At 70.8% G+C, this 20,406-nt stretch carries 23 protein-coding genes; 17 read left to right on the top strand and 6 right to left on the bottom strand.

The features are described 5' to 3' along the window. Positions 1–13: 13 nt before the first annotated feature. Entirely contained in the window at positions 14–967 is a 954-nt protein-coding gene (locus LL648_RS35220; protein ID WP_308190438.1) for a squalene cyclase, read from the bottom strand. A 158-nt stretch (positions 968–1,125) separates the two neighbouring features. On the opposite strand from LL648_RS35220, the gene LL648_RS35225 reads away from it, so the two are divergent. The 5 genes from LL648_RS35225 to LL648_RS35245 all read left to right on the top strand — a co-directional run bounded on the left by LL648_RS35225 (position 1,126) and on the right by LL648_RS35245 (position 4,713). Then, on the top strand, positions 1,126–1,281 hold the full coding sequence (locus LL648_RS35225) for a lasso RiPP family leader peptide-containing protein (RefSeq protein ID WP_232667159.1): 156 nt from the start codon (positions 1,126–1,128) through the stop codon (positions 1,279–1,281). Positions 1,282–1,395: 114 nt separating this feature from the next. Then, positions 1,396–3,192: an asparagine synthase-related protein gene (locus tag LL648_RS35230; protein ID WP_232667160.1), complete on the top strand. Its 1,797-nt coding sequence runs from the start codon at positions 1,396–1,398 to the stop codon at positions 3,190–3,192. After that, complete coding sequence (locus LL648_RS35235) at positions 3,176–3,418, top strand: lasso peptide biosynthesis PqqD family chaperone (RefSeq protein WP_232667161.1); 243 nt, start codon at positions 3,176–3,178, stop codon at positions 3,416–3,418. The genes LL648_RS35230 and LL648_RS35235 overlap by 17 nt, the downstream gene beginning before the upstream one ends. Before the next feature lie 91 nt (positions 3,419–3,509). Continuing rightward, positions 3,510–3,923 (top strand): lasso peptide biosynthesis B2 protein, encoded by a 414-nt coding sequence (locus tag LL648_RS35240; protein ID WP_232667162.1) that lies wholly within the window; start codon positions 3,510–3,512, stop codon positions 3,921–3,923. Between the two features lie 235 nt (positions 3,924–4,158). After that, positions 4,159–4,713 (top strand): CbrC family protein, encoded by a 555-nt coding sequence (locus tag LL648_RS35245; RefSeq protein WP_232667163.1) that lies wholly within the window; start codon positions 4,159–4,161, stop codon positions 4,711–4,713. Positions 4,714–4,728: 15 nt separating this feature from the next. Here LL648_RS35245 and LL648_RS35250 read toward each other — a convergent pair whose 3' ends face one another. Then, positions 4,729–5,559: a mycofactocin-coupled SDR family oxidoreductase gene (locus LL648_RS35250; RefSeq protein WP_232667164.1), complete on the bottom strand. Its 831-nt coding sequence runs from the start codon at positions 5,557–5,559 to the stop codon at positions 4,729–4,731. A 22-nt stretch (positions 5,560–5,581) separates the two neighbouring features. Then, a complete protein-coding gene (locus LL648_RS35255; RefSeq protein ID WP_232667165.1) occupies positions 5,582–6,565 on the bottom strand; it encodes an MFS transporter in 984 nt (327 codons plus the stop codon). 17 nt (positions 6,566–6,582) lie between these two features. On the opposite strand from LL648_RS35255, the gene LL648_RS35260 reads away from it, so the two are divergent. Then, positions 6,583–6,813 carry a hypothetical protein gene (locus LL648_RS35260; protein WP_232667166.1) on the top strand — a complete coding sequence of 77 codons (231 nt, stop codon included), beginning with the start codon at positions 6,583–6,585 and terminating at the stop codon, positions 6,811–6,813. Between the two features lie 589 nt (positions 6,814–7,402). Here LL648_RS35260 and LL648_RS35265 read toward each other — a convergent pair. Further along, a complete protein-coding gene (locus LL648_RS35265; RefSeq protein ID WP_232667167.1) occupies positions 7,403–7,858 on the bottom strand; it encodes a nuclear transport factor 2 family protein in 456 nt (151 codons plus the stop codon). 102 nt (positions 7,859–7,960) lie between these two features. Between LL648_RS35265 and LL648_RS35270 the strand changes: the two genes are divergently transcribed. From LL648_RS35270 to LL648_RS35320, 11 genes are all read left to right on the top strand, one after another. Further along, complete coding sequence (locus LL648_RS35270) at positions 7,961–8,578, top strand: TetR/AcrR family transcriptional regulator (RefSeq protein WP_232667168.1); 618 nt, start codon at positions 7,961–7,963, stop codon at positions 8,576–8,578. Between the two features lie 40 nt (positions 8,579–8,618). Continuing rightward, on the top strand, positions 8,619–9,284 hold the full coding sequence (locus LL648_RS35275; protein ID WP_232667169.1) for a phosphatase PAP2 family protein: 666 nt from the start codon (positions 8,619–8,621) through the stop codon (positions 9,282–9,284). A gap of 352 nt (positions 9,285–9,636) precedes the next feature. After that, positions 9,637–11,274 carry a nucleoside-diphosphate sugar epimerase/dehydratase gene (locus tag LL648_RS35280; RefSeq protein ID WP_232667170.1) on the top strand — a complete coding sequence of 546 codons (1,638 nt, stop codon included), beginning with the start codon at positions 9,637–9,639 and terminating at the stop codon, positions 11,272–11,274. Further along, positions 11,271–12,503: a DegT/DnrJ/EryC1/StrS family aminotransferase gene (locus LL648_RS35285; RefSeq protein ID WP_232667171.1), complete on the top strand. Its 1,233-nt coding sequence runs from the start codon at positions 11,271–11,273 to the stop codon at positions 12,501–12,503. The genes LL648_RS35280 and LL648_RS35285 overlap by 4 nt, the downstream gene beginning before the upstream one ends. Beyond that, positions 12,500–13,162 carry a sugar transferase gene (locus tag LL648_RS35290; RefSeq protein WP_232667172.1) on the top strand — a complete coding sequence of 221 codons (663 nt, stop codon included), beginning with the start codon at positions 12,500–12,502 and terminating at the stop codon, positions 13,160–13,162. Before LL648_RS35285 ends, LL648_RS35290 begins: the two co-directional genes overlap by 4 nt. A gap of 43 nt (positions 13,163–13,205) precedes the next feature. Next, the gene (locus tag LL648_RS35295) at positions 13,206–13,448 is read left to right on the top strand and encodes an acyl carrier protein (protein ID WP_232667173.1); all 243 of its coding nucleotides are present in this window, start codon (positions 13,206–13,208) and stop codon (positions 13,446–13,448) included. Continuing rightward, complete coding sequence (locus LL648_RS35300) at positions 13,441–14,202, top strand: SDR family NAD(P)-dependent oxidoreductase (RefSeq protein WP_232667174.1); 762 nt, start codon at positions 13,441–13,443, stop codon at positions 14,200–14,202. Before LL648_RS35295 ends, LL648_RS35300 begins: the two co-directional genes overlap by 8 nt. 9 nt (positions 14,203–14,211) lie before the next feature. Then, entirely contained in the window at positions 14,212–15,621 is a 1,410-nt protein-coding gene (locus LL648_RS35305) for an AMP-binding protein (RefSeq protein WP_232667175.1), read from the top strand. Then, positions 15,614–16,690: a LuxE/PaaK family acyltransferase gene (locus LL648_RS35310; RefSeq protein ID WP_232667176.1), complete on the top strand. Its 1,077-nt coding sequence runs from the start codon at positions 15,614–15,616 to the stop codon at positions 16,688–16,690. The genes LL648_RS35305 and LL648_RS35310 overlap by 8 nt, the downstream gene beginning before the upstream one ends. After that, positions 16,687–17,943, top strand: a complete 1,257-nt coding sequence (locus LL648_RS35315) for an acyl-CoA reductase (RefSeq protein ID WP_232667177.1) — start codon at positions 16,687–16,689, stop codon at positions 17,941–17,943. The genes LL648_RS35310 and LL648_RS35315 overlap by 4 nt, the downstream gene beginning before the upstream one ends. Beyond that, a complete protein-coding gene (locus LL648_RS35320; protein ID WP_232667178.1) occupies positions 17,940–18,335 on the top strand; it encodes a holo-ACP synthase in 396 nt (131 codons plus the stop codon). The genes LL648_RS35315 and LL648_RS35320 overlap by 4 nt, the downstream gene beginning before the upstream one ends. Positions 18,336–18,493: 158 nt before the next feature. On the opposite strand, the gene LL648_RS35325 is transcribed toward LL648_RS35320, so the two are convergent. Further along, positions 18,494–19,480, bottom strand: coding sequence for a hypothetical protein (locus LL648_RS35325; protein ID WP_232667179.1), 987 nt, complete (start codon positions 19,478–19,480; stop codon positions 18,494–18,496). 5 nt (positions 19,481–19,485) lie between these two features. Continuing rightward, positions 19,486–20,406 (bottom strand): GNAT family N-acetyltransferase, encoded by a 921-nt coding sequence (locus LL648_RS35330; protein ID WP_232667180.1) that lies wholly within the window; start codon positions 20,404–20,406, stop codon positions 19,486–19,488.

Below are 20,406 nucleotides of genomic sequence, written 5' to 3' on the forward strand. Positions count from 1 at the left end.
GCATCAGCCGTCGCTATGGCGCGTCCCACCGGTCGAGGACGCGCGTCGCGAAGAACGTGAGCCATTTCGACGGCGCACCGGGCTCGACGTCGACCTCGAACCACACGCGGCCCGAATGCCGCCCACCCTGCAGCCATCGGCCGTCCGGCTGCCGACCGGCCCGGATCATCCCGATCGCCTCGGCCATCCGCGGGTCCGGCGCGCACCCGTCGAGCAGCGATGCCGCCCGGATGTGGTCGGCGGCGTGCAGCACGCTGTAGACCCAGCGGAACGGGTGCACCAGCTCCGACGCCCACGGTGCGACCTGCTCACCGGTCGAGAGGCGCCGGTACAGGTGCCGCCGGAGCAGGTACTCCTCGCCGCCGCGGCGCGCGGCGCGCAGCTCGTCCGTCCCGCCGGTGACCGCCTCGTGGTAGCGCAGGCCCTTCACCGTGTTCAGGGTCGAGTGGAACGACGAGACGGTCGCGCCCTCGACCCAGTTGCAGTTCCACCCGCCGTCCGCCATGCGGTGCTCGACGAGCCACCTGCCGATGCCGGAGACGTCCACGCCGAGCCACGCGCCGTTGGCGAGGGTCATCGCGTTGATGCAGGCGTCGACCTCGCCGTCCCAATAGGGCAGGTCGTCGTACTCCCAGCGGGAGCTCGCGGCGAGCCGCGCCGCGGTGTCGCCCAGCACCGCGGCGTCCAGCCCCCATTCGCGCAGCGTGGTGAGCGACCACGTCGTCGCCGTATACGGCTGCCCGGCTTCCTCGGGATCCGGCCGCTGCGCCGGGGCTGGGAAGTACGCCCCGCCGGCCCACTGCCCGTCGGGATCCTGCGCGGCGAGCAGCCGCGCCCCGAACCCCTCCGTCGCGACGCGGGTGCGCGTCGCCCGCCAGACGTCCTCCGGCAGGTGCGCGAGGTCGCGCTGCACCTGCCACCGCAGTGCGGGATCGGAGTCGAGCAGCCACTCCAGCACGTCGCTCACGACGATCACCCTCGCAGAACCGGGGGCTCGCGCAACCCCCTGGCTGCGCGCTGATCACTTGCCTGTTTGCGGCAACAACATAGGCAACACAACGGACAAATCTTGACATACTGTATGCAGTAGACATAGTCTGAAACCTCCATCGAAGAGGGGATTCCATGGAAACAACGGAAAGCTACGAGCAGTCGAGCCCTGTCCGCGAAACCTACGAACCGCCGGCACTCGTCGAGGTCGGCGGCTTCACGGAAATGACGATGGGTGCGTGCAGCCGGACGCCCGAAGGGCGCCCGCGCTTGTACTACTTCGACTGCTGAGTCGAGCACTCCTGATCGGTGCGGCGGGCGCCGGCTCCTGGTCTTCCCGACCTCGGAGCCAGCGCTCGCCGTCGTCGTCATGCAATTGCCGATCTCCGTCGGAGGAGGTTTCCCGTGGAAAGCGGGCGCTGGTTCGTGGTGCTGCCCGATTCGGATTCGGCGATCGCCATCACGCGCCGGGTGCAACCATTCGCGTGCGCTTCCGTGGCGCACGCGTCGGGCCGGCCGTGGCTGGTGGGCTGCTGGGCCGCCGACGGGATCGCCATCGGCGCCTCGGACGCCGGCCGGGTCGCCGTGATCGGGACGTCGTCGGCGACGGAGGTGGACCTCGAACGGTGGATGGAGCGGGGCGTCGAACCGGAGCCGGCGGGTGCCTTCCACCTGATCGCCTCCCATGACGGGAACGTGCGGGTGCGCGGGAGCGTCTCCGGCACACACCGCGTCTACCACGCGTTCGTCGACGGCGTGGCCGTCGCTGCCGACCGGGCCAGGACGCTGGCGTGGCTCGCGGACGCGCCGCTGGACGAGGAGCAGGTCGCGATGCGGATGGCCTACCCGCAGCCGCCGCACCCGATGGAGGACACCGCGATGTGGCGCGGCGTCGAGGCCCTGCCGGGCGGCTCGTTGCTGGCCGTCGACCGCGCCGGGCGCGTCGATGTGCGGCGTTGGTGGCGCTCGCCGGAACCGGAGCTGACGCTGGAAGACGGAGCGCCCCGGCTGCGTGATGCGCTGCTCGAAGCGGTGGCGGTGCGCGCCCGCGGGCGCGACGTGCTCGGCATGGACCTCTCGGGCGGGCTCGACTCCACCTCGCTCTGCTTCCTGGCCGCCCGCACCGGCGTCCGGCTGGTGACGGTGACGCTGAAGTGGGCGGCTGCCGGGAACGAGGACGCGATGTGGGCCGATCGCGCCGCCGCGCACCTGCCCGACTGCGAGCGGCTGGTCTACGGGCCGGGCGAGCTGCCGGCCTTCTTCACCGGGCTCGGCGAGCCCAGCACCGATTCCGAGGACGAACCGGTGGCGGACGTGCGCGAAGGCGTGCGGCAGGACACGATCGACCGGGAGATGGCGGCGCGCGGCGTCGACCTGCGGCTGTGCGGCCACGGCGGCGACCACGTGGTGCTCGCCCCGCCCGCGTACGTGCACGAGCTGTTCCGCCGCTCCCCGCTCGAGGCGCTGCGGCGCGCGTCGGGTTACCGGGCCCGGCACCGCTGGCCGCGCGCCGCGACCGTCCGGATGCTGCTGGACCGGACCCCGTACCGCCAGTGGCTGGCTGCGACCGCCGGCTCGCTGACGGCACCGCCGGCCGACTGGGTGGACCCGTGGGGGATGGCGCCGAGGATGCCTCCTTGGGCGAGCGACGCCGCCGTCGAGGTGGTTGCGGACATGCTGCGCCGGAACGACGCCGAGCCGCTGCACCCGGCCCGCGGACAGCATGCGCGGATCCACTACGCGCAGTTCGCCGGGCGGGCCGGTCGCCAGCTGACCATGCGGGGGATGGTCAGCGACTCGCCGTTCTGCGACGACAAGGTGATCGACGCCTGCCTCGCGGTCCGGCCCGAGGCGACCGCGTCGCCGTGGGAGTACAAGCCGCTGCTGGCGCACGCCATGCAGGGGCTCGTTCCCGCCGAGATCCTGGCCCGCACCAGCAAGGACGGGTCGGGGCACGAGTGGTTCGCCGGTTTGAAGGCGCAGCGCCCCGCGCTGGCCGCGCTGGCCGAGGACTCGCGGCTCGTCCGGTACGGCCTGGCCGACGCCGATCCGCTACGGCGGGCGCTGCTCAGCCCGCAGCTGGCCACCGTCCCGATGCAGCCGCTGGAGCAGACGATCAGCCACGAGGTGTGGCTGCGCGACCTCGATGCCAACCCGACACCCGCCTACCTGCGGAAGGACCATCATGCGGCTGCGCACTGACGTCGTTGCCGTCGACACGGAGGACGCGCGTGTGCTCCTCGACGAACGCACCGGCCGCTACTTCCAGCTGAACCGATCGGGGGCGCTCATCCTCGACGCCGTGCTCGCGGGCGAGGATGCCGCACAGCGGCTGACCGAGACCTACGCCGTAGGCCCCGAGGAGGCCGCCGCCGACGTCGACGACCTGCTGCGGCGGCTCACCGAGGCAGGACTCGTGGTCGCATGAGCAGGCGAGAACTTCCCCACCGTTTTGGGTGGATGCGCGCCAAAACGGCGCGCATGTGCACAAAACGGTGGGGAAGTTGTGGGGGGCGGCGGTGAGCAGCAGCCAGGCGTTGCAGCGGGGCGAGCGGCCGCCGCTGGGCCGGCGGCTCGTCATCCACGTCGCGGTCGGCATCGCCCGTGGGCTGGCCCGACTCGCGCCGGTGCGGATCCGCCGGACGTTCGAGCTGCTCCGGCGGGGCGCCGCTGCGGCCACCCACGAACAGGCGCTCGCCGCCCGCCAGGACGTCGTCGCGGTCAGCGTCTTCTGCTCCGGCCGGTACTGCCTGGAGCGTTCCATCGCGACGGCGATCGTCTGCCGGCTGCGTGGTGTCTGGCCGGTGTGGTGCACCGGCGTGCGCACCCCGCCGTTCGAGGCGCACGCGTGGGTGGAGGTTGACGGTGTGCCCGTGGGTGAGCCGACCGACACCGTCACCTACCGGCACCTCATCGTCGTCGCGCCGGTGTGACCTGCGTCTCACCACCTGCCTCGCCCCAACGGTTCCGCCGCTGGTGAGGTCGTCCCCCCATGTCGGGCCGATCCGCCGAAGGGTGCGTGATGAGTTCTCGTCGGGCGCGAAGCATCGCAGGCCAGGTGCTGTGCTGGGGCTTGGATCCCGGACCTGCGGACCCTGCTCGTGCTCTCCGACGCGATGCGGCGGCAGTCCCGGTGAGCGACGCCGCCCGAGGGGCATGATGGCGATCATGCCCGACCCGGTGTTCCGGTACCACCCGGATCCGATCGCCACCGAATCCGCGGTCCCCGACGACCACGTGTGCGCCGTCTGCGGTGTCCGCCGGCAGACCCGCTACGACGGGCCGATCTACGGCAGCCAGCCCGAGAGCGTCTGCCTGCACTGCATTCACTCCGGGGAAGCGGCACGCGCGCTGGCGACACCGGGTGCGCCGGAAGACATCGCAGCCTCCTTCAGCGACGCCCAGGACGTACCTGCGGAGGTGCCGATCGCAGTCGTCGACGAGATCACCCAGCGCACCCCGGGGTTCACCGCTTGGCAGCAGGGGTACTGGCTCTACCACTGCGCCGACGGCGCGGCCTTCCTCGGCCCGGCCGGCTACGCCGAGCTCGAACCGCATCCCGACGCACTCGATTCGATCCGGGCCGACTGCCGAATCTACGACTGGCCGGAAGACGACATCGAGGAAATGCTCCACCAGCTGGACCGCGACGGCTCCCCGACCGCCTACCTGTTCCGTTGCCTGCATTGCGGCACCCACCTCGCGTCGTGGGACTGCCACTGATCACCCGATCACCCGCTACGTCATGCCGGCGCTCATGCCGCCCGACATGGTGATCGCCTCGCCGCTCAGGTGCCGGCCGGCGTCCGACACCAGGAAGAGGATCGCGTTGGACACCTCCACCGGGTCGAGCAGCCCTTCGATCGCGGAGTTGTCGTCGAACATCTCCTTGACGTCGTCGCGGGTCGGGTTCTCCAGGTCGGGACGGAAAACCGCGTACATGGCCGGGTTGTCCAGCATCGGCGTGTTGACCCCGCTCGGCAGCACCGCGTTGACGGTGATACCGAACTGCTTGACCTCCAGCGCCAGCGACTTGACCAGCCCGAGCACACCCCACTTCGCCGCGGCGTAGTGCCCGGAGTTCGTCGCCCCCATGCGCGCGACGATCGAGGACGTCGCCACGATCCGCCCCGACCGCCGCTCGATCATGTGCGGGACGACCGCTCGGAAGGAGTTGAAGACGCCCGTGAGGTTGACGTCGATCATGTCCTGCCACTGCGCGCCGCTCATCTCCGCGATCGGGCCGTAGGAGGCGATCCCGGCGTTGGCGAGCAGGATGTCGACGTGGCCGAGCTCGGCGACCGCCCGCCCGACCACGGCGTCGAGCTCGGCCTGCACCCGCACGTCGGCCGGCACTGCCACGCAGCGCCGGCCGACCTTCTCCACTTGCGCGACCGTCTCGGCCAGATCCGCGGCCGAGCTGAGCGCGTAGGGCACGGAACCGATGGGCTCTGCGATGTCGCAGACCACGATGTCGGCGCCGGCCCCCGCCAGCGTCACGGCGTGCGAGCGGCCTTGGCCGCGCGCCCCGCCGGTGATCAGCGCGACCTTGCCGTCGAGATTCCCCATGCCGTCGACGGTAGTCCGGATCTCACGACACGCTCGTTGAACGGGCTTCCTCATCCGCGGCGGGGGCATTCGTCGGTTTGCGACCGGGCTGCCGGTAGAACAGCACGACCGCCGCCGCGACGAAGGACAGCACGCCACCCACGATGTAGGCGCCGGCGAACCCGAGCTTCTCGATGACGCTCGACCCGATTCCGATCCCGACGATCGCCGATGCGAGCTTCGCGCTGTAAACCAGCCCGTAGTTGGTCGCGTTGTTGTTCTCGCCGAAGTAGTCGGGGGTCAGCGCCGCGTACATCGGGAAGAACGCACCACCACCGACACCGGCAAGCACCGCGCAGAGCAGGAACGGGACCTCCGCGTGCGCCTGGCCGGAGAACAGCAGCCCGAACTGCGAGAGCCCTTCGAGCACCATCACCCAGAGCAGTGCCTGCTTGCGCCCGACGAGGTCGGAGAACCAGCCGACCGCGGCCCGGCCGGCGCCGTTGACGATGGAGAGCACACCCGCCGAGCCGGCGACGATCAGCGTGGTGAATCCTGCGGACTCGGCGAAGGGCACCTGGTAGGCGCTGCCGAACAGGGACACGCTGCCGATCAGGAAGAGCCCCAGCCACAGCAGCGGAAGCATGCCCGTCCTGATCGCAGCCAGCGGGCCCAGCTGCGCCGTGGCCGGCGGGTTCTTCGCGAGGCTGCGGATCTTGGCCGCCTTCGTCTCCTGCTGCCATGCGCGCGGGTCGACCTCGGCGGGCCACCAGTTCTTCGGCGGGTCCTTGAAGAAGATCGCGCAGGCGAACAGCACGACGAACATGTACAGCGCGATCAGGTCGAGCACCGTGGTGAAGCTCGACGGCGTGAAGAAGTAGCTGAAGACGTAGATGAAGGGCACGGCGCCGTAGGCGAACCCGCCGTTGACGAATCCGGTGCGCGTTCCGCGCTTCTCCGGATACCACTTGGCGACCATGTTGATGCACGTGGCATAGACGAGGCCGGCGCCGGTGCCACCGAGCACCGAGCACCGAGTAGCCGATGTACACGACGATCAGGTTGCTGAAATGGGAGATGGCCAGGAACCCGATGGCGGTGAACACCGCGCCGAGCAGCATGGCCGAGCGCGCCGAGAGGATGTCGCGCTCGCGCAGCCGCCCGGCCGGGAACGCGATGCCGGCCTGGAACACCGCCCAGATCGTGACGATCCAGAAGGCCTCACCGAGGGTCCAGCCGTGCACCGCCTGCAGCGTCTTCGCGGCGGCACCGTAGCCGTATTCGAACACGCTGATGCCCATCATGGCGATCCACGGCAGCCATACCATGATGGATCGGGGATGGCCCATCAGCGCTTTCGGCGACTCACCGATCCGGTACCGGCGACCGTTGTCGTCGGTGACGATCGTGTAGTCGCCGGTTGCGGCCGTCACTTTCGTCCCTTTCCGCCGCAGATGTCTTTCGTCGCTCCTCGATAGGACAGATCGCTGGGCACGGCGTCTCCTTTGACACTGTGAGCTGGGACATACTGTATACCGTATGGGATTGATACGCCCTCGGCTGTCCGTTGTCCAGAGCGGAGATCGACGGTCGTCCTATTTGCCCCACACTTGATTAGCAATGCGCATCATGTCCCTTTTCTCCGATCTGAGCGACAAGTCCGGGACAATTCGTGCAATCCAGCCGCGCAGGCGGGGCGTATCGGATCGGGCGGGCCGAACCACCCGAACCGGACCATCGCCCGATACCGGAGCGGTCAGCCGCATCGCGCACGCGAGGGCAGGAAAGCCACTTTCAGGCCCTGTGAGGGCAGGAAAGTGGCTTTCCTGCCCTCACCAGGCACCGCGAACCTCGCGGCAGCCCGTCATCCCGCGGGTTCGATACCACGTGACGCCGCCAGGTCGTGCCCGACGACGGCCGCGGCGGCCAGGACGTCGACGTAGTCGCGCAGGTGCGCGATCTGCCCGTCGCGAACCGTGAGAACGACGATGTTGGGCAGCACGAACCCACCGGTGATGGCACTCGTCCCGATCGCCTCCTGCTCGACGACGATCGTCGCCGGATCGTCGGTCGAGTAGGTGGCGAGAACGCGGTAGAGCTCGTACCGGAACGCATCTGCCTGCCAGCCCGCGGCGATCCAGCGCACGATCTCGTCGCGCCCCTCCAGCCGCGACGGGAGCCCAGGGGCGGTGAACGGGAACTCATGAACTGCGTCGTGCGCATACAGCCGGCGCATCTCCTCGACCGATCGGTCGACGGCCGCCTGCCGGTGGCGCTCCATCACGACTCGCGGTTCGACCACCGGCTCCGACAGCGACACGTCACGCCCCCTGCTTGGTTCGATCTCCGTGCCAGCTAAGGTGAGGCACAGTCCGTTTCGCTCGGAAACGTAACGGACCATGCGTCCGGTAAGCAAGGAGTGGTGGTCGCCCTGGCAGGTCAGGAGCCCAGGCCGCGCGTCGGGCCCCCGAAGCGGGCGGACGCGCGGCGCAACTACGAGCAGCTGGTCGAGCAGGCCAAGGCGGTGTTCGCGGAGTTCGGCGCCGACGCATCGCTGGACGAGATCTCCCGGCGCGCCGGCGTCGCCAGCGGCACGCTGTACCGCCATTTCCCGACGCGCCTGGACCTGATCGAGGTCGTGCTCGCCGAGCAGATCGCGGAATTGGTCGAGCTCGGCCGCAGCCTCTCGACCGCGGCTGCCGCATTCGACGCATTGGCCACGTGGTTGCGCGCCGCACTCGCGCACGGATTGTCCTACCGCGGCCTGGCGGCGGCCGCGCTGAATTCCGCCTCCGATCGGAACGACCTCGTATCGAACTGGCACGCGGAACTCTTCGAAATCGGCGAGATATTGCTTGCTCGAGCGCGACGTTCCGGGACGGTGGTCGCCGACGCGGACGTATCGGACGTGCTCAAGATGGTCGGCGCGATCGCGTCGGCGGTCCAGGACGCTCCCCGCACACCGGCCGGTTCGGCCCAGGCCGATCGCCTGCTCGCGCTGCTCCTCAACGGCCTGCGGTACGGGGATGCCCCGGGCTGATCCGGCCGCGTCCACCGCGCCCGCAGGTATCGTGCGAATCATGCTGGCGACCCCGCCGACCCCGGTCCTCCCCGAACCGGCGAGGCGTCCCACCGCGGTTGCGGTGTCGCTCGCCGGGGCGGCGCTGGGCGTGCTCGCGGTGCGTTACGCCGGCGTCGAGGGGCCGAGCTGGTTCGACGTTTCGGTCGAGGGGCCGATCCGCGACACCGCGGCACCCGTGCGGTCGCAGCTGCGCACGTTCGTCCGGCTGGGCAGCCCGCCGCAGGTCGTCCTCATGACGATCCTGCTCGGCGCGGTCGGTTTCGTGGCCCGCCGACCACGGCTCGCGCTGGTGGTGCTCGCCGGTCCGCCGGTGACCGGGCTGGTGACGACCACGCTGCAGCCGCTGATCGGGCGCACACTGGAAGGCGGCTTCGCACTGCCGAGCGGCCACGCCGGCGGCGCGACGTCGGTCGCGATCGCCGCCGCGCTCGTTGTGGTCAACCTCGTCCCGAAGCGGGCCCGCACGGTCGTCGCCGCGATCGCCGCCGTCGGTGTACTGGCGGTCTGGTCGGCGATCACGGTCGCGCTCGTGGCCAACGGACTGCACTACGCGAGCGACACCGTGGCGAGCCTGTGCGCCGCCGTCGTGGTCGTTCTAGGCATCCCGCTGGCTGTGGATCATCTTGCCGGCCGCTTCCGAACGGGGCCCAGCTCTCCCGTGTAACGGCGGTGCAACACGCGGCCGTAACGAACCGGCCCCCCAAGTCCGAGTGCATCAACGCGCACTCGTGGTCGGGGGGATACGGAAGGAGCCGCGGATGCCGGATGCACCACGTCGGGGGGCACGTTCACGCGCCGACAGCGCACTCGCGCTCGCAGTTGCCGACGCCATCGCGTGGATACCGGCATTGGCCGCCGCGACCTGGTTCCGCTTCGACGGCGACATGTCGGAACTGTCCCTGTCGGGGATTCTTCTGGCCATCACAATCGCGGTTCTCGCCCAAATCGGACTTGCACTGCTGAGCATTCAGTACCAGGGTCGCGCACTACTCGGAACGGTCGACGACGTACTCAATGTGGCACGGATCACCGCAGTGGTCGGGCTTGCCGTGTTCATCGGCAGTGCCGTCGGCCTGATCGCCGTTCCCCGTTCGGTGCCGATCACCGCAACGCTGGTCACCGCCGTGATCGCGTTGGCGATCCGGCTCACCCTGCGCACGTTGAAAGAACAACGGGCCCGCCCCGACGCCGAATCGGCCGCCCGCGTGATCGTCGTCGGAGCCGGGGTCGGCGGGCAGCAACTGATCCGTTCGATGCTGGCCGATGCGGAGAGCGGTTACCTCCCCGTCGCGCTGCTCGACGACGACCCGAGCGCGCGATCCCGCCGGATCTCCGGCGTGCCGGTGCTCGGTTCGCGCGCCGACATCGCCTCCGTCGCGAGCTCGACGGGGGCGTCGGTGCTGGTCGTCGCGATCCGCAACCTCGACACCGAGGTGATGCGCGAGATCAGCAGCACCTCGACGGGAGCCGGGCTGCGGGTGCAGGTGATCCCCGCGCTCATGGACCTCTTCCGGCCCTGGATCGGCTTCTCCGACCTGCGTGACCTCGACATCACCGACCTCATCGGGCGCAGGCCGATCGAGGTCGACGTCAACTCGATCGCCGGCTACCTCACCGGCAAGCGGGTGCTCGTCACCGGCGCCGGCGGGTCGATCGGCTCGGAGCTCTGCCGGCAGCTGCGCAACTACGGGCCTGCCGAGCTGCTCATGCTCGACCGCGACGAGTCGGCGCTGCACACCCTGCAGCTCTCGATCCACGGTCGGGCGCTGCTCGACTCCCCCGACGTGATCCTCGCCGACATCCGCGACGCGCCGACACTCACCCGGATCCTCGCCGAACGCCGCCCGCACGTCGTCTTCCACGCGGCGGCGCTCAAGCACCTGCCGATGCTGGAGCAGTACCCGCACGAGGCCTGGCAGAGCAACGTCGTCGGCACCGCCAACGTCCTCGACGCGGCGCTCGAAGCCGGCGTCGAGACCTTCGTCAACATCTCCACCGACAAGGCCGCCAACCCGATCAGCGTGCTCGGCTGCTCCAAGCGCATCGGTGAGCGACTGGTCGCGGAGGCGGCATCGCGCGCAGGTGACGGCCTTTACGTCTCGGTCCGGTTCGGCAACGTCCTCGGCAGCCGCGGCTCCGTGCTCACCACCTTCGCCGAGCAGATCGCCACGGGCATGCCGATCACCGTGACGCACCCCGACGTCACCCGGTTCTTCATGACGATCCCCGAGGCGGTCCGGCTGGTCATCCAGGCCGCCGCCATCGGCGCTCCCGGCGAGGCGTTGGTGCTGGACATGGGCGAGCCCGTGCGGATCGCCGACATCGCAACCCAGCTGGCGTCGCTCGCCGGCCGGCCGGTGCAGCTGCTCTTCACGGGCCTGCGCGAGGGCGAGAAGCTGCACGAGGAGCTGTTCGGCGACGGCGAGCACGACGTCCGCCCGGTGCACCCCGCGGTGTCGCACGTGCGGGTGCCCGCGCTCGACCCGAGCTGGGTGCTGCAACCGGTCGGGTCGGACACCGCCACAGCTTTCATGCACGGGCTCACGGTCCTCGATGACGACGAGCCCGTCGCCCGGCTGCGCCCCGCGCTCACCGTCAACCGCAGTGGCAACCGCAGAGGCAGTGCCGAGCACCTCGTCAAGGAGCTCCCGTGACGCTCTCCCCACCGGCCCCGCCGGGCCTCGCGCTGCTGGCCGTCGACGGTGGCGCCCCCGTCCGCACCGGGCCGTTCCCGAGATGGCCGCGGTTCGACGAAGCCGACGCCGACGCGGCGGCGCAGGTGCTGCTCTCGGGCAAGGTCAGCTACTGGACGGGCGAGCACGGCCGGGCGTTCGAGGCTGAGCTGGCCGGTTGGGCCGGCACGGATCACGCAGTGGCCGTCGCGAACGGGACGGTGGCGCTGGAGATCGTGCTGAGGGCGCTCGGCATCGGCCCTGGCGCCGAGGTCATCGTCCCCGCCGCGACGTTCATCGCGACCGCCAGCGCCGTCGCGGCCTGCGGGGCGCGGCCGGTTGTCGTCGACGTCGACCCCGATACGCAGGCGCTGACCGCCGACACCGTGCGCCCCGCCGTCACCGAGCGCACCGCCGCGGTGATCGTCGTCCACGTCGGCGGCCACCCCGCCGACACGGCCCCGCTCGTCGCGCTCACCGACGAGCTCGGGCTCGACCTGGTCGAGGACTGCGCGCAGGCGCACGGCGCGCGTCGCGACGGAAAGATGGTCGGGCTGGCGGGCCGCGTCGCCACCTGGTCGTTCTGCCAGGACAAGATCATGACCACCGCCGGCGAAGGCGGTGCGATCACCACGTCCGACACGGTGCTGGCGCGCCGCTGCTGGGAGCTCAAGGACCACGGCAAGAGCTATTACGCGGTGCACGAGCAGCAGCACCCGCCGGGCTTCCGCTGGCTGCACGACTCGTTCGGGACGAACGGCCGGATGACCGAGGTGCAGTCGAGCATCGGCCGGCTGCAGCTGCCGAAGATCGCTGGCTGGGTCACGCAGCGGCGCGCCAACGCCGACGTGCTCCGGCAGACCTTCGCCGACCTCGCGGCGCTGCGCCTCCCCGTGGTCGCGCCGGGCGTCGAGCACGCCTACTACCGGTTCTACGGGCACGTGCGGCCCGAGCTGCTGCGCCCCGGCTGGGACCGCGACCGCATCGTCGCGGCGATCGCCGCTGAGGGCGTCGACTGCTCGATGGGCGGGTGCACCGAGATCCACCGCGAGCGCGCGTTCGACGCGGTCGGCCGCCCGCAGACGCTCCCCGTCGCGCAGTGGTTGGGACGGCACTCGCTGGTCCTGCCCGTTCATCCGGCCATGGCAGAGGCCGACGTCCGCTCGGTGGCGGACGCGGTGGGGAAAGTGTTCTCGGAGGCAACCGAATGAGGCGTTTCGTCGACGTCGTCGTCGCTCTCGCGGTGGGGCTGGTCGCCCTGCCGATCGTCGCGGTCGTGGCGCTGCTGGTGGCGCTGGACATCGGCCGTCCGGTGCTGTTCCGCCAGCACCGCGCCGGCCTGGCGGGCCGCCCGTTCACGCTGGTCAAGTTCCGCACCATGCGCGACGCCGACTACCACGGCCAGGAGGACATCGAGCGCATCACGCGCATCGGGCACTTCCTGCGGGCGAGCGGGCTCGACGAGCTGCCCCAGCTGTGGAACATCCTGGTCGGTGAGATGAGCTTCATCGGCCCGCGACCGGCGTTGGCCGTGCAGGCCGAGCACTTCTCGCAACGGCAGCGCGGACGCCTCGGGATCCGCCCCGGCCTGACCGGGTGGGCGCAGGTCAACGGGCGCAACGCGATCAGCTGGGCGGAGCGGATCGAGCTGGATCTCTGGTACATCGCGAACCGGTCGCTGCGGCTGGACATGACGATCCTGCTGCGCACGGTCGCCCGCGTGGTGCGACCGACCGACGTGCGCGGCGACAACGGGGTCAACGAGGGGTTCCGCACGGAGTCCGGCGAGCTCATCGACATCTGGAGCAACGCCGAAGCGGCCAAGGGCACTGGCGTGGCCTCTCCCCCACCGCTGCGGGAAACCGGCTGAGCAGCATCGACACGAACGACACGAACATGGGGAGAACCAACCGATGACCGACGAGAGCACCCTCCGGAAGGCGTTCGTCGACTCGCTCGACATCGCGCCCGACACCGACTGGGAGAGCCTGAGCTACCGCGGGATCGAGGAGTGGGACTCGGTCGCGCACATGCGGCTGATCGCGGAGCTCGAGGACGTCTTCGACATCATGATCGAGACCGAGGACGTCATCGACATGAACAGCTACGTCGTGGCCCGGAAGCTGCTCGGGAAGTACGGGATCGACTTTGCGTGATCTCCTCGACCTCCGCGAGCGCGTCGCCTTCGTCACCGGATCGACGCGCGGCATCGGATGGGCCACCGCCCAGCTGCTCGCCGAGCACGGCGCGTCGGTCGTCGTAGCGGGCTCCTCCGACCTCGCGGCCGCCGAGGCGAGGGCGAAAGAACTGACGGCCGGGTGGGGCACGCCCGCACTCGGTGTCGTGTGCGACTCCAGGGAGCCGGCCCAGATCAAGGCCGCCTACCGGACCATCCACCAGACCTTCAAGCGACTCGACGTGCTGGTCAACAGCGCCGGCGTGCTCGACGACGCGCTGATCGGGATGATCTCCGACGACGCGCTGGAGAACACCTTCCGCGTCAACGCCATCGGCCCGATCCAGCACCTGCAGGCGGCGGCCAGGCTCATGCGCCGCAGCGGGGACGGCGGGTCGATCATCAACATCGCGTCGATCATCGGGGTCACCGGCAACGAGGGCCAGGCGGTCTACGGCGCATCGAAGGCCGCGGTCATCGGGCTCACCCGCTCCGCGGCGAAGGAGCTCGCGCCGATGGGGGTGCGGGTGAACGCGATCGCGCCGGGGTTCATCGACACCGACATGACCCGCGCGCTGCCGGAAGCCAAGTTCGCGCAGCGCGCGGCCGCCATCAAGATGGGCCGCGTCGGGACCGCGGACGACGTCGCCAGGGCCGTCCTCTTCCTCGCCTCCGACCTGTCCGGGTACGTCACCGGGACGGTGCTCGGGGTCGACGGCGGAATGCTGATCTAGGAGCGAGCCGTGTTCCTGCACCCCGACTCCGACGCGCCGGCCGTCATCGACGCCGACACCGGCCGGGTGCTGAGCCACCGACAGCTCGCCGCGGCGGCGGCGGACTTCGCAACGCAGTACGAGCAGCCCCACGAGCTGGTCTTCCTCTTCGCCGACACGTCGGTGCAGACGCTCGTCGCGTACGTGGCTGCGCTGCAGCACCGCTCGCCCGTCGCGCTGCTCGACGCGAGCATGCGGCCGGCGGGCGCGCAGGAGCTGGTGAGGCGCTACCGGCCGACCGTCGTCGTCGACGCGACCGCGGAGATCGGGCCGCAGCTGGCCGGCTACCACCTCGCGAGCCCGGGGGTGTGGCGCCACGAGCGCGCCGCCCATCCGACACATCCCGCGCTTGCGGTGCTGCTCACGACCTCGGGCAGCACCGGCAGCCCCAAGTTCGTCCGGCTCTCGCGGGCGAACCTCGAGGCCAACACGTCGGCGATCATCGAGTCGCTCGGCATCGACGCCGCGGACCGGGCGATCGCCACGCTGCCGCTGCACTACAGCTTCGGCATGTCGATCGTGAACACCCACCTCGCCGCGGGCGGCAGCGTCATCCGTACCGGCACGACGATGCTCGAACCGGACTTCTGGGACGTCGTGCGCCGCGACCGGCCGACGTCGCTCAGCGGGGTGCCCTACACGTTCCACATCCTGCGCAGGCTCGGGCTGGACAAGCTCGACGTGCCGTCGATCCGGACGATGACGCAGGCCGGCGGCCGGCTGGAGACCACGATCGTCAAGGAGTTCCACGCGGAGATGCAGCGCCGCGGCGGCGCCTTCCACGTGATGTACGGGCAGACCGAGGCGGGCCCGCGCATGACGTGCCTGCCGAGCAGCAGCCTGCCCGAGAAGCTCGGCTCGGCCGGGTTGCCGCTGCGCGGCGGCACGATCGAAATCTGCGACGAGCTCGGCGAGGCCGTCCCGGTGGGAGCGTCGGGTGACGTCGTCTACTCCGGACCGAATGTGATGATGGGGTACGCCGAGCAGCCCGCCGACCTCGCGCTCGGCGACGTGCACGGCAACCGGCTGCACACCGGCGACGTCGGCCACCTCGACGACGACGGGTTCCTCTTCGTCACCGGGCGCACGAAGCGGATCGGCAAGATCTTCGGGGTCCGGGTGAGCCTCGACGAGGTGGAGCAGATGCTCGACGCCGATGGCCCGGTCGCCGTCGTCGCCGGGGCGGACAAGCTGCTCGTCTATTGCGAGCAACCCGCTTCGGGGGATCAGCTCGACGGCAGGCGGCGCCGGCTCGCCCACGACCTGCGGCTCCCGCTGAGCTCGATCCGGTTCTCCTGCATGGACGCGCTGCCGAAGATGGCGAACGGCAAGACCGACTACCAGGCGTTGGAGCGGCGCAAGGCGGGCACCGGTGCTTGACGAGCTGCTGACCCGCCCGCAGTTCAGCATCCCGCAGGAGGAGAAGGAGGCACTGCTGCTCCCCCGGCTCGGTGAGCTGGTCGAGCACCACCGCGACGCCTGCGCGGGCTACCGGCGGATCCTCGACGCGCTGCCCGACGGGCCCGGGCGCGGTCTGTCCGACCTGCCGTACCTCCCGGTCTCGATGTTCAAGTCGCACCTGTTGCAGAGCATCCCCGACGACGAGGTGTTCAAGGTGATGACGTCGAGCGGGACGACCGGGCAGGCGGTGAGCCGCGTCGTGCTGGACCGGACCACCGCCGACCTGCAGGCCCGAGCGCTCGCGGCCGTCATGACCACGGTGCTCGGGCCGCGCAGGTTGCCCATGCTGATCGTCGACACGCCGAACGTCGTGCGCGACCGCCGGACGTTCAGCGCGCGCGGCGCCGGCGTGCTGGGCATGCTCAGCTTCGGACGGCACCACACGTACGTGCTCGACGACGACATGGCGATCGACGTCGGAGCGCTGGAGCGCTTCGCCGAGCGCTTCAGCGGGCAGCCGGTGCTGGTCTTCGGGTTCACCTTCATGGTCTGGAAGTACTTCCACCAGCAGATCCAGCGCCGCGGGCTCGACGTCGACCTCTCCGGCGCCGTCCTGATCCACAGCGGCGGCTGGAAGAAGCTGCAGGACGAGGCGGTCGGCAACGCCGAGTTCCGCGCGGGCCTCGAACGCTCGACCGGGCTGCGGCGGATCCACAACTTCTACGGGATGGTCGAGCAGGTGGGCGGGGTGTTCCTGGAAGGGCCCGACGGCTACCTGCACCCGCCGAACTTCTCGGATGTGATCATCCGCGACCCGGTGACCTGGGCGGAGGCGCCGGACGGCCAGGTCGGTGTGATCGAGGTGCTCAGCACGCTGCCGCGCAGCTACCCCGGGCACGTCCTGCTCACCGAGGACCTCGGCGTCGTGCACGGGGCCGGTTCTCCGGTGACCGGGTGGGCGGGCAAGAAGCTCGAGGTGATCGGGCGGATCCCGCGCGCCGAGCTGCGCGGGTGCAGCGACACGCATGCCTACGCGAGCGCGTCATGACGGCGACACCCATCGAGGTCGGGACTGCGGCGCGCGTCGAGGTTGTGCTGCCCGAGCCGGCGAACCGCGAGCTCACGCCGCTGCTGGCCGAGTTCGCGACGGCCCCGACGAGCCGCCCGTTCAGCCCGGAAGCGCTCGACTTCTGTGCCGACCTCGCCCGGACGCTCGCCCGTCGCGCCCGGCACCTGCCGGAGGTGCAGGCGCTGGCGTTCTGGATGCGCAGGGCGGAGGTGACCCGCCTGGCGGAGGCGTTCGCCGCCCGCGAGGACGACGCCACGCTGCTCGTCCCGCAAGGAACGGTCTTCCACGTGCCGCCCTCCAACGTCGACACGCTGTTCGTGTACTCGTGGCTGCTGGCCGTCCTGACCGGCAACCGCACCGTCGTGCGGCTGTCCCGGCGCAGCTCCGAGGCGTCCGAGCTGCTGCTGGACGTCCTGCGCGACCGGCTCGGCGAGCACCCGCGTGTGCGCGACTCGACGCTCATGCTCAGCTACGGCCACGAGCAGTCGATCACCGACGCGCTCTCCGCGGCGTGCGACCTGCGGGTGATCTGGGGTGGCGACGGCACGGTCGACGCCATCAGGCGCAGCCCGCTGCCGCCGCACGCCACCGACGTCACGTTCGCCGACCGGTCGAGCCTCGCGGTCATCAAGGCGGGTGCGTACGCGGCGCTGACCGAGGAGGCCCGCGACCGGCTCGTCGTCGACTTCTTCAACGACGCCTACTGGTTCGACCAGCTGGGCTGCTCGTCGCCGCGGGCGGTCGTGTGGGTGGGCGACGAGGTGCAGTGCGCGGCGGCGGGCGCCGACTTCTTCCCGCGGCTGCAGGCCCAGGCCGTCCGCAAGGGCTACGCCGTGGACGCTGCGTCGGCCGTGGCGAAGCTCGGCTTCGGGTACCGGGCGGCCGTCGACCAGCAGATCACCGGCTACGAGTTCCACGGCAGCGCGCTGACCGTGCTCTCGGTGGCGCAGTTCCCCGCCATCGGCGGCGAGTTCTGCGGGGCCGGCACGTTCTTCCAGTACCGGACCGCCGAGCTGCTCGACGTCGTCGCCGGGATCGGCCGTCGCGACCAGACCCTCACCCACCACGGTTTCGACCGCGCCGAGCTGCGCGAGCTCGCCGTCGCGCTCAACGGGCGGGGCATCGACCGCATGGTGCCCTTCGGGCAGGCGCTCTCTTTCAGCCACCTCTGGGACGGGCGCGACCTGCTGCAGACGTTCACGCGCAGGGTGACGATCGGGGCCGCGCGGTGACGAGCGCCGAGGTCCGCGACCTGCTCGTCGACGCCCTCGGGCTGGACGGGCTGCCGGGAGTCGGCGTCGACACCGAGGACGTCGCCCGCTGGGCGACCCCCGACCCGCGGCTGTTCACCGCAGAGGAGCACCGCCACTGCACGTCGCTCGGGCGGCCCGCGGAGGGCTACGCCGGGCGGTGGTGCGCTAAGGAGGCGGTGGTCAAGGCCGTCTCACCGTATGCGCCGGCGACGATGCGGGACGTCGAGATCGTCGCCGCCCCCGACGGGCGCCCGCTCGTGGTGCTGGCGCAGCGCCTGGCGGAGATGGGCATAGCGGCAACGGTCAGCATCGCGCACAGCAGCACCGTCGCCGTGGCGGTGGCCGTCGCCCGTGCCGGGACGACGCCGTAGAACTTCCCCACCGTTTTGCCAACCTGCACACCCCGCAGGGCGTGCAGGTTGGCAAAACGGTGGGCAACTTTCGGCGCGCGAGCGGAAGTTCCCCACCGTTTTGGGTGGATGCGCGCCGTTTTGGCGCGCATGTGCCCAAAACGGTGGGGAACTTCGGGTCAGAGCTCGCCTTCCAGCCTCGTCAGGAAGGAATTGCCGGCCGTTATTGCCAGCAGGACGTCTTTGTCGCGCGAGTGGGCGTACATCCAGGGCCCGAAGGAGAGGGTGCAGCGTTCGGCCGCCAGTGCCGCGGACATCGTGACGTCGACGCGGCCGCGGGTGACGGGTGCCCCGCCGACCGCCGCCGCGTGCCGTTGCAGATCCCGCAGCACGACGTGCGGGTCGCCGCCGAGCGTCCCGATCTGCTGCGCGCCGTTGAAGCCGTCGGGGTTGGCGTAGTAGAGGTACCAGCCGGCGGGGGCGCCCGCGTCGTCGAGCACGAGCCGGCGGTGGAACTCGCCGCGGTGCCGTGCGTCCTCCAGGTGCGCGACGAGCCACTTGAGGCTTTCCTCGTCGTAAGCCGGGCACAGGTCCCGCCCTCGTGACGCACGTGTGACGACCTCCAGCAGCTCGCCGACCTCGAGCCCGCGCCCGGTCGGCGGCGGGCGCCACACCTCGCCATCCGGTGGGCCGTCCAGCGGCCCGGGGCTCGTCCACCACAGGCTCCCGGCGGTGACGAGCGCGGCGCGGGACGCCTCCCACACCCGCCGCCCCGGCTCGTTCACGACGTCGGCGAAGGTCAGCTCCTGCGGCCCTCGCAGCGCCTTGCGGAACATCGCGGCGGCGACCAGCGACGCGTCGGGTTCGTCGGGGTCCACCGAGAACCGGGTGATCAGCGCGGCGCTCAGCGGGCGTTTCCGGAACGTCATGAGCCGCGGGATGATCCCGAGGAACCCGACGACCCGGCCTTGTGCGTCCTCGTAGACCAGCGACGGGAGCGCGGGATCCGCCCACGGGCTGTCGAACAGCACACGCTCGTAGAACGCCGTCATGAACGTGTCGGCGGCGGGGGCGAGCGGCTTGCCGCCGGTGAGGGTCTTGCGGTGCAGCGCGATCGCCTGCGGAGCGTCGGCGGGGATGTACGGGCGAATGCCAGCGCGGGCCATGGCCGCTACCTCGCCCGCGGTGCGCGGTAGGCGGGGAAGAACGCGGTGCCGTCGGCGTCCCCGGCCAGCGCCGCGTACGCCTCCTCGTCGCACACGATGCTGTGCGTGACGTACGGCGAGGCCGCGTTGGTGAAGCTCGCCTTGAACGTGTGCAGGCTGTCGCCGTGGCGCATCCCGCCACCGAGGTTGAGCGGGACGCCGAGCTCGTCGGCGAGGTCGATCATCCCGATCATCATGTTCTTGGCGGGCGAGCGCGACCGGTGCGCGTCGGCCGTGCCGCCGAGGTAGTAGTGCAGGTACCCGTCGCTGAGCACGGCGATCGCGCCTGCGGCGAGATCACCGTCCGGGCCCCACACCGCGGCCAGCCACGACGACTCGCCCAGCAGGCACGCGCGCAGGTAGTCGGCGCTGTAGTAGTAGCGGTCGCTCGCGGCCGCGGCGTCCATCGTCTCGGTGTAGGCGGCGGTGAAGGCGTCGACGAGGTCGTCGTCGACCGCCTTCGCAGGCAGCGGTTCGAACCGATATCCCGCGCGCTCGTTGCTGCGCGCCTTCGTCGCCACCCTGCGCTGCACCGACCGCGGGACGTCCGGGCGGTGCAGCAGCACCTCACCGCGCTCGTCGCCACCGGTGATCGCCGGCGCGCCCAGCCGGTCCCTGAGGAAGATGCTGACCAGGCCCGTGCCGGAGAAGTCGATCTCCGAGACGGGGACGGGCGCGTCGATGACGGTGCCGCCCGGATAGCCGTACGGCGAGATCGCGTCGAACAGGCCGTCCCGGATCTCCCGCCGGATCAGCGGCACGACCAGCCGCCCGTCACCGACGACGAGCGAGTGCGTCACGCCCTCCGCGGCGAGGAACGTCCCACTGCGGAAGAACTCCGGCTCGACGGCCGCTGCCCCGCTGTCGGCGACCAGTTCCGCCTGCAC

The organism is Pseudonocardia sp. TRM90224 (genome assembly GCF_021245725.1).
In the GTDB taxonomy this organism is placed as follows: Bacteria; Actinomycetota; Actinomycetes; order Mycobacteriales; family Pseudonocardiaceae; genus Pseudonocardia.

Bases quoted from the DNA above. Each gene is read 5' to 3' on its own strand.
- LL648_RS35225 (WP_232667159.1), top strand. From the start codon at position 1,126: ATGGAAACAACGGAAAGCTACGAGCAGTCGAGCCCTGTCCGCGAAACC.
- LL648_RS35235 (WP_232667161.1), top strand. From the start codon at position 3,176: ATGCGGCTGCGCACTGACGTCGTTGCCGTCGACACGGAGGACGCGCGT.
- LL648_RS35245 (WP_232667163.1), top strand. From the start codon at position 4,159: ATGCCCGACCCGGTGTTCCGGTACCACCCGGATCCGATCGCCACCGAA.
- LL648_RS35250 (WP_232667164.1), bottom strand. From the start codon at position 5,559: ATGGGGAATCTCGACGGCAAGGTCGCGCTGATCACCGGCGGGGCGCGC.
- LL648_RS35260 (WP_232667166.1), top strand. From the start codon at position 6,583: ATGTACACGACGATCAGGTTGCTGAAATGGGAGATGGCCAGGAACCCG.
- LL648_RS35275 (WP_232667169.1), top strand. From the start codon at position 8,619: ATGCTGGCGACCCCGCCGACCCCGGTCCTCCCCGAACCGGCGAGGCGT.
- LL648_RS35290 (WP_232667172.1), top strand. From the start codon at position 12,500: ATGAGGCGTTTCGTCGACGTCGTCGTCGCTCTCGCGGTGGGGCTGGTC.
- LL648_RS35295 (WP_232667173.1), top strand. From the start codon at position 13,206: ATGACCGACGAGAGCACCCTCCGGAAGGCGTTCGTCGACTCGCTCGAC.
- LL648_RS35315 (WP_232667177.1), top strand. From the start codon at position 16,687: ATGACGGCGACACCCATCGAGGTCGGGACTGCGGCGCGCGTCGAGGTT.
- LL648_RS35325 (WP_232667179.1), bottom strand. From the start codon at position 19,480: ATGGCCCGCGCTGGCATTCGCCCGTACATCCCCGCCGACGCTCCGCAG.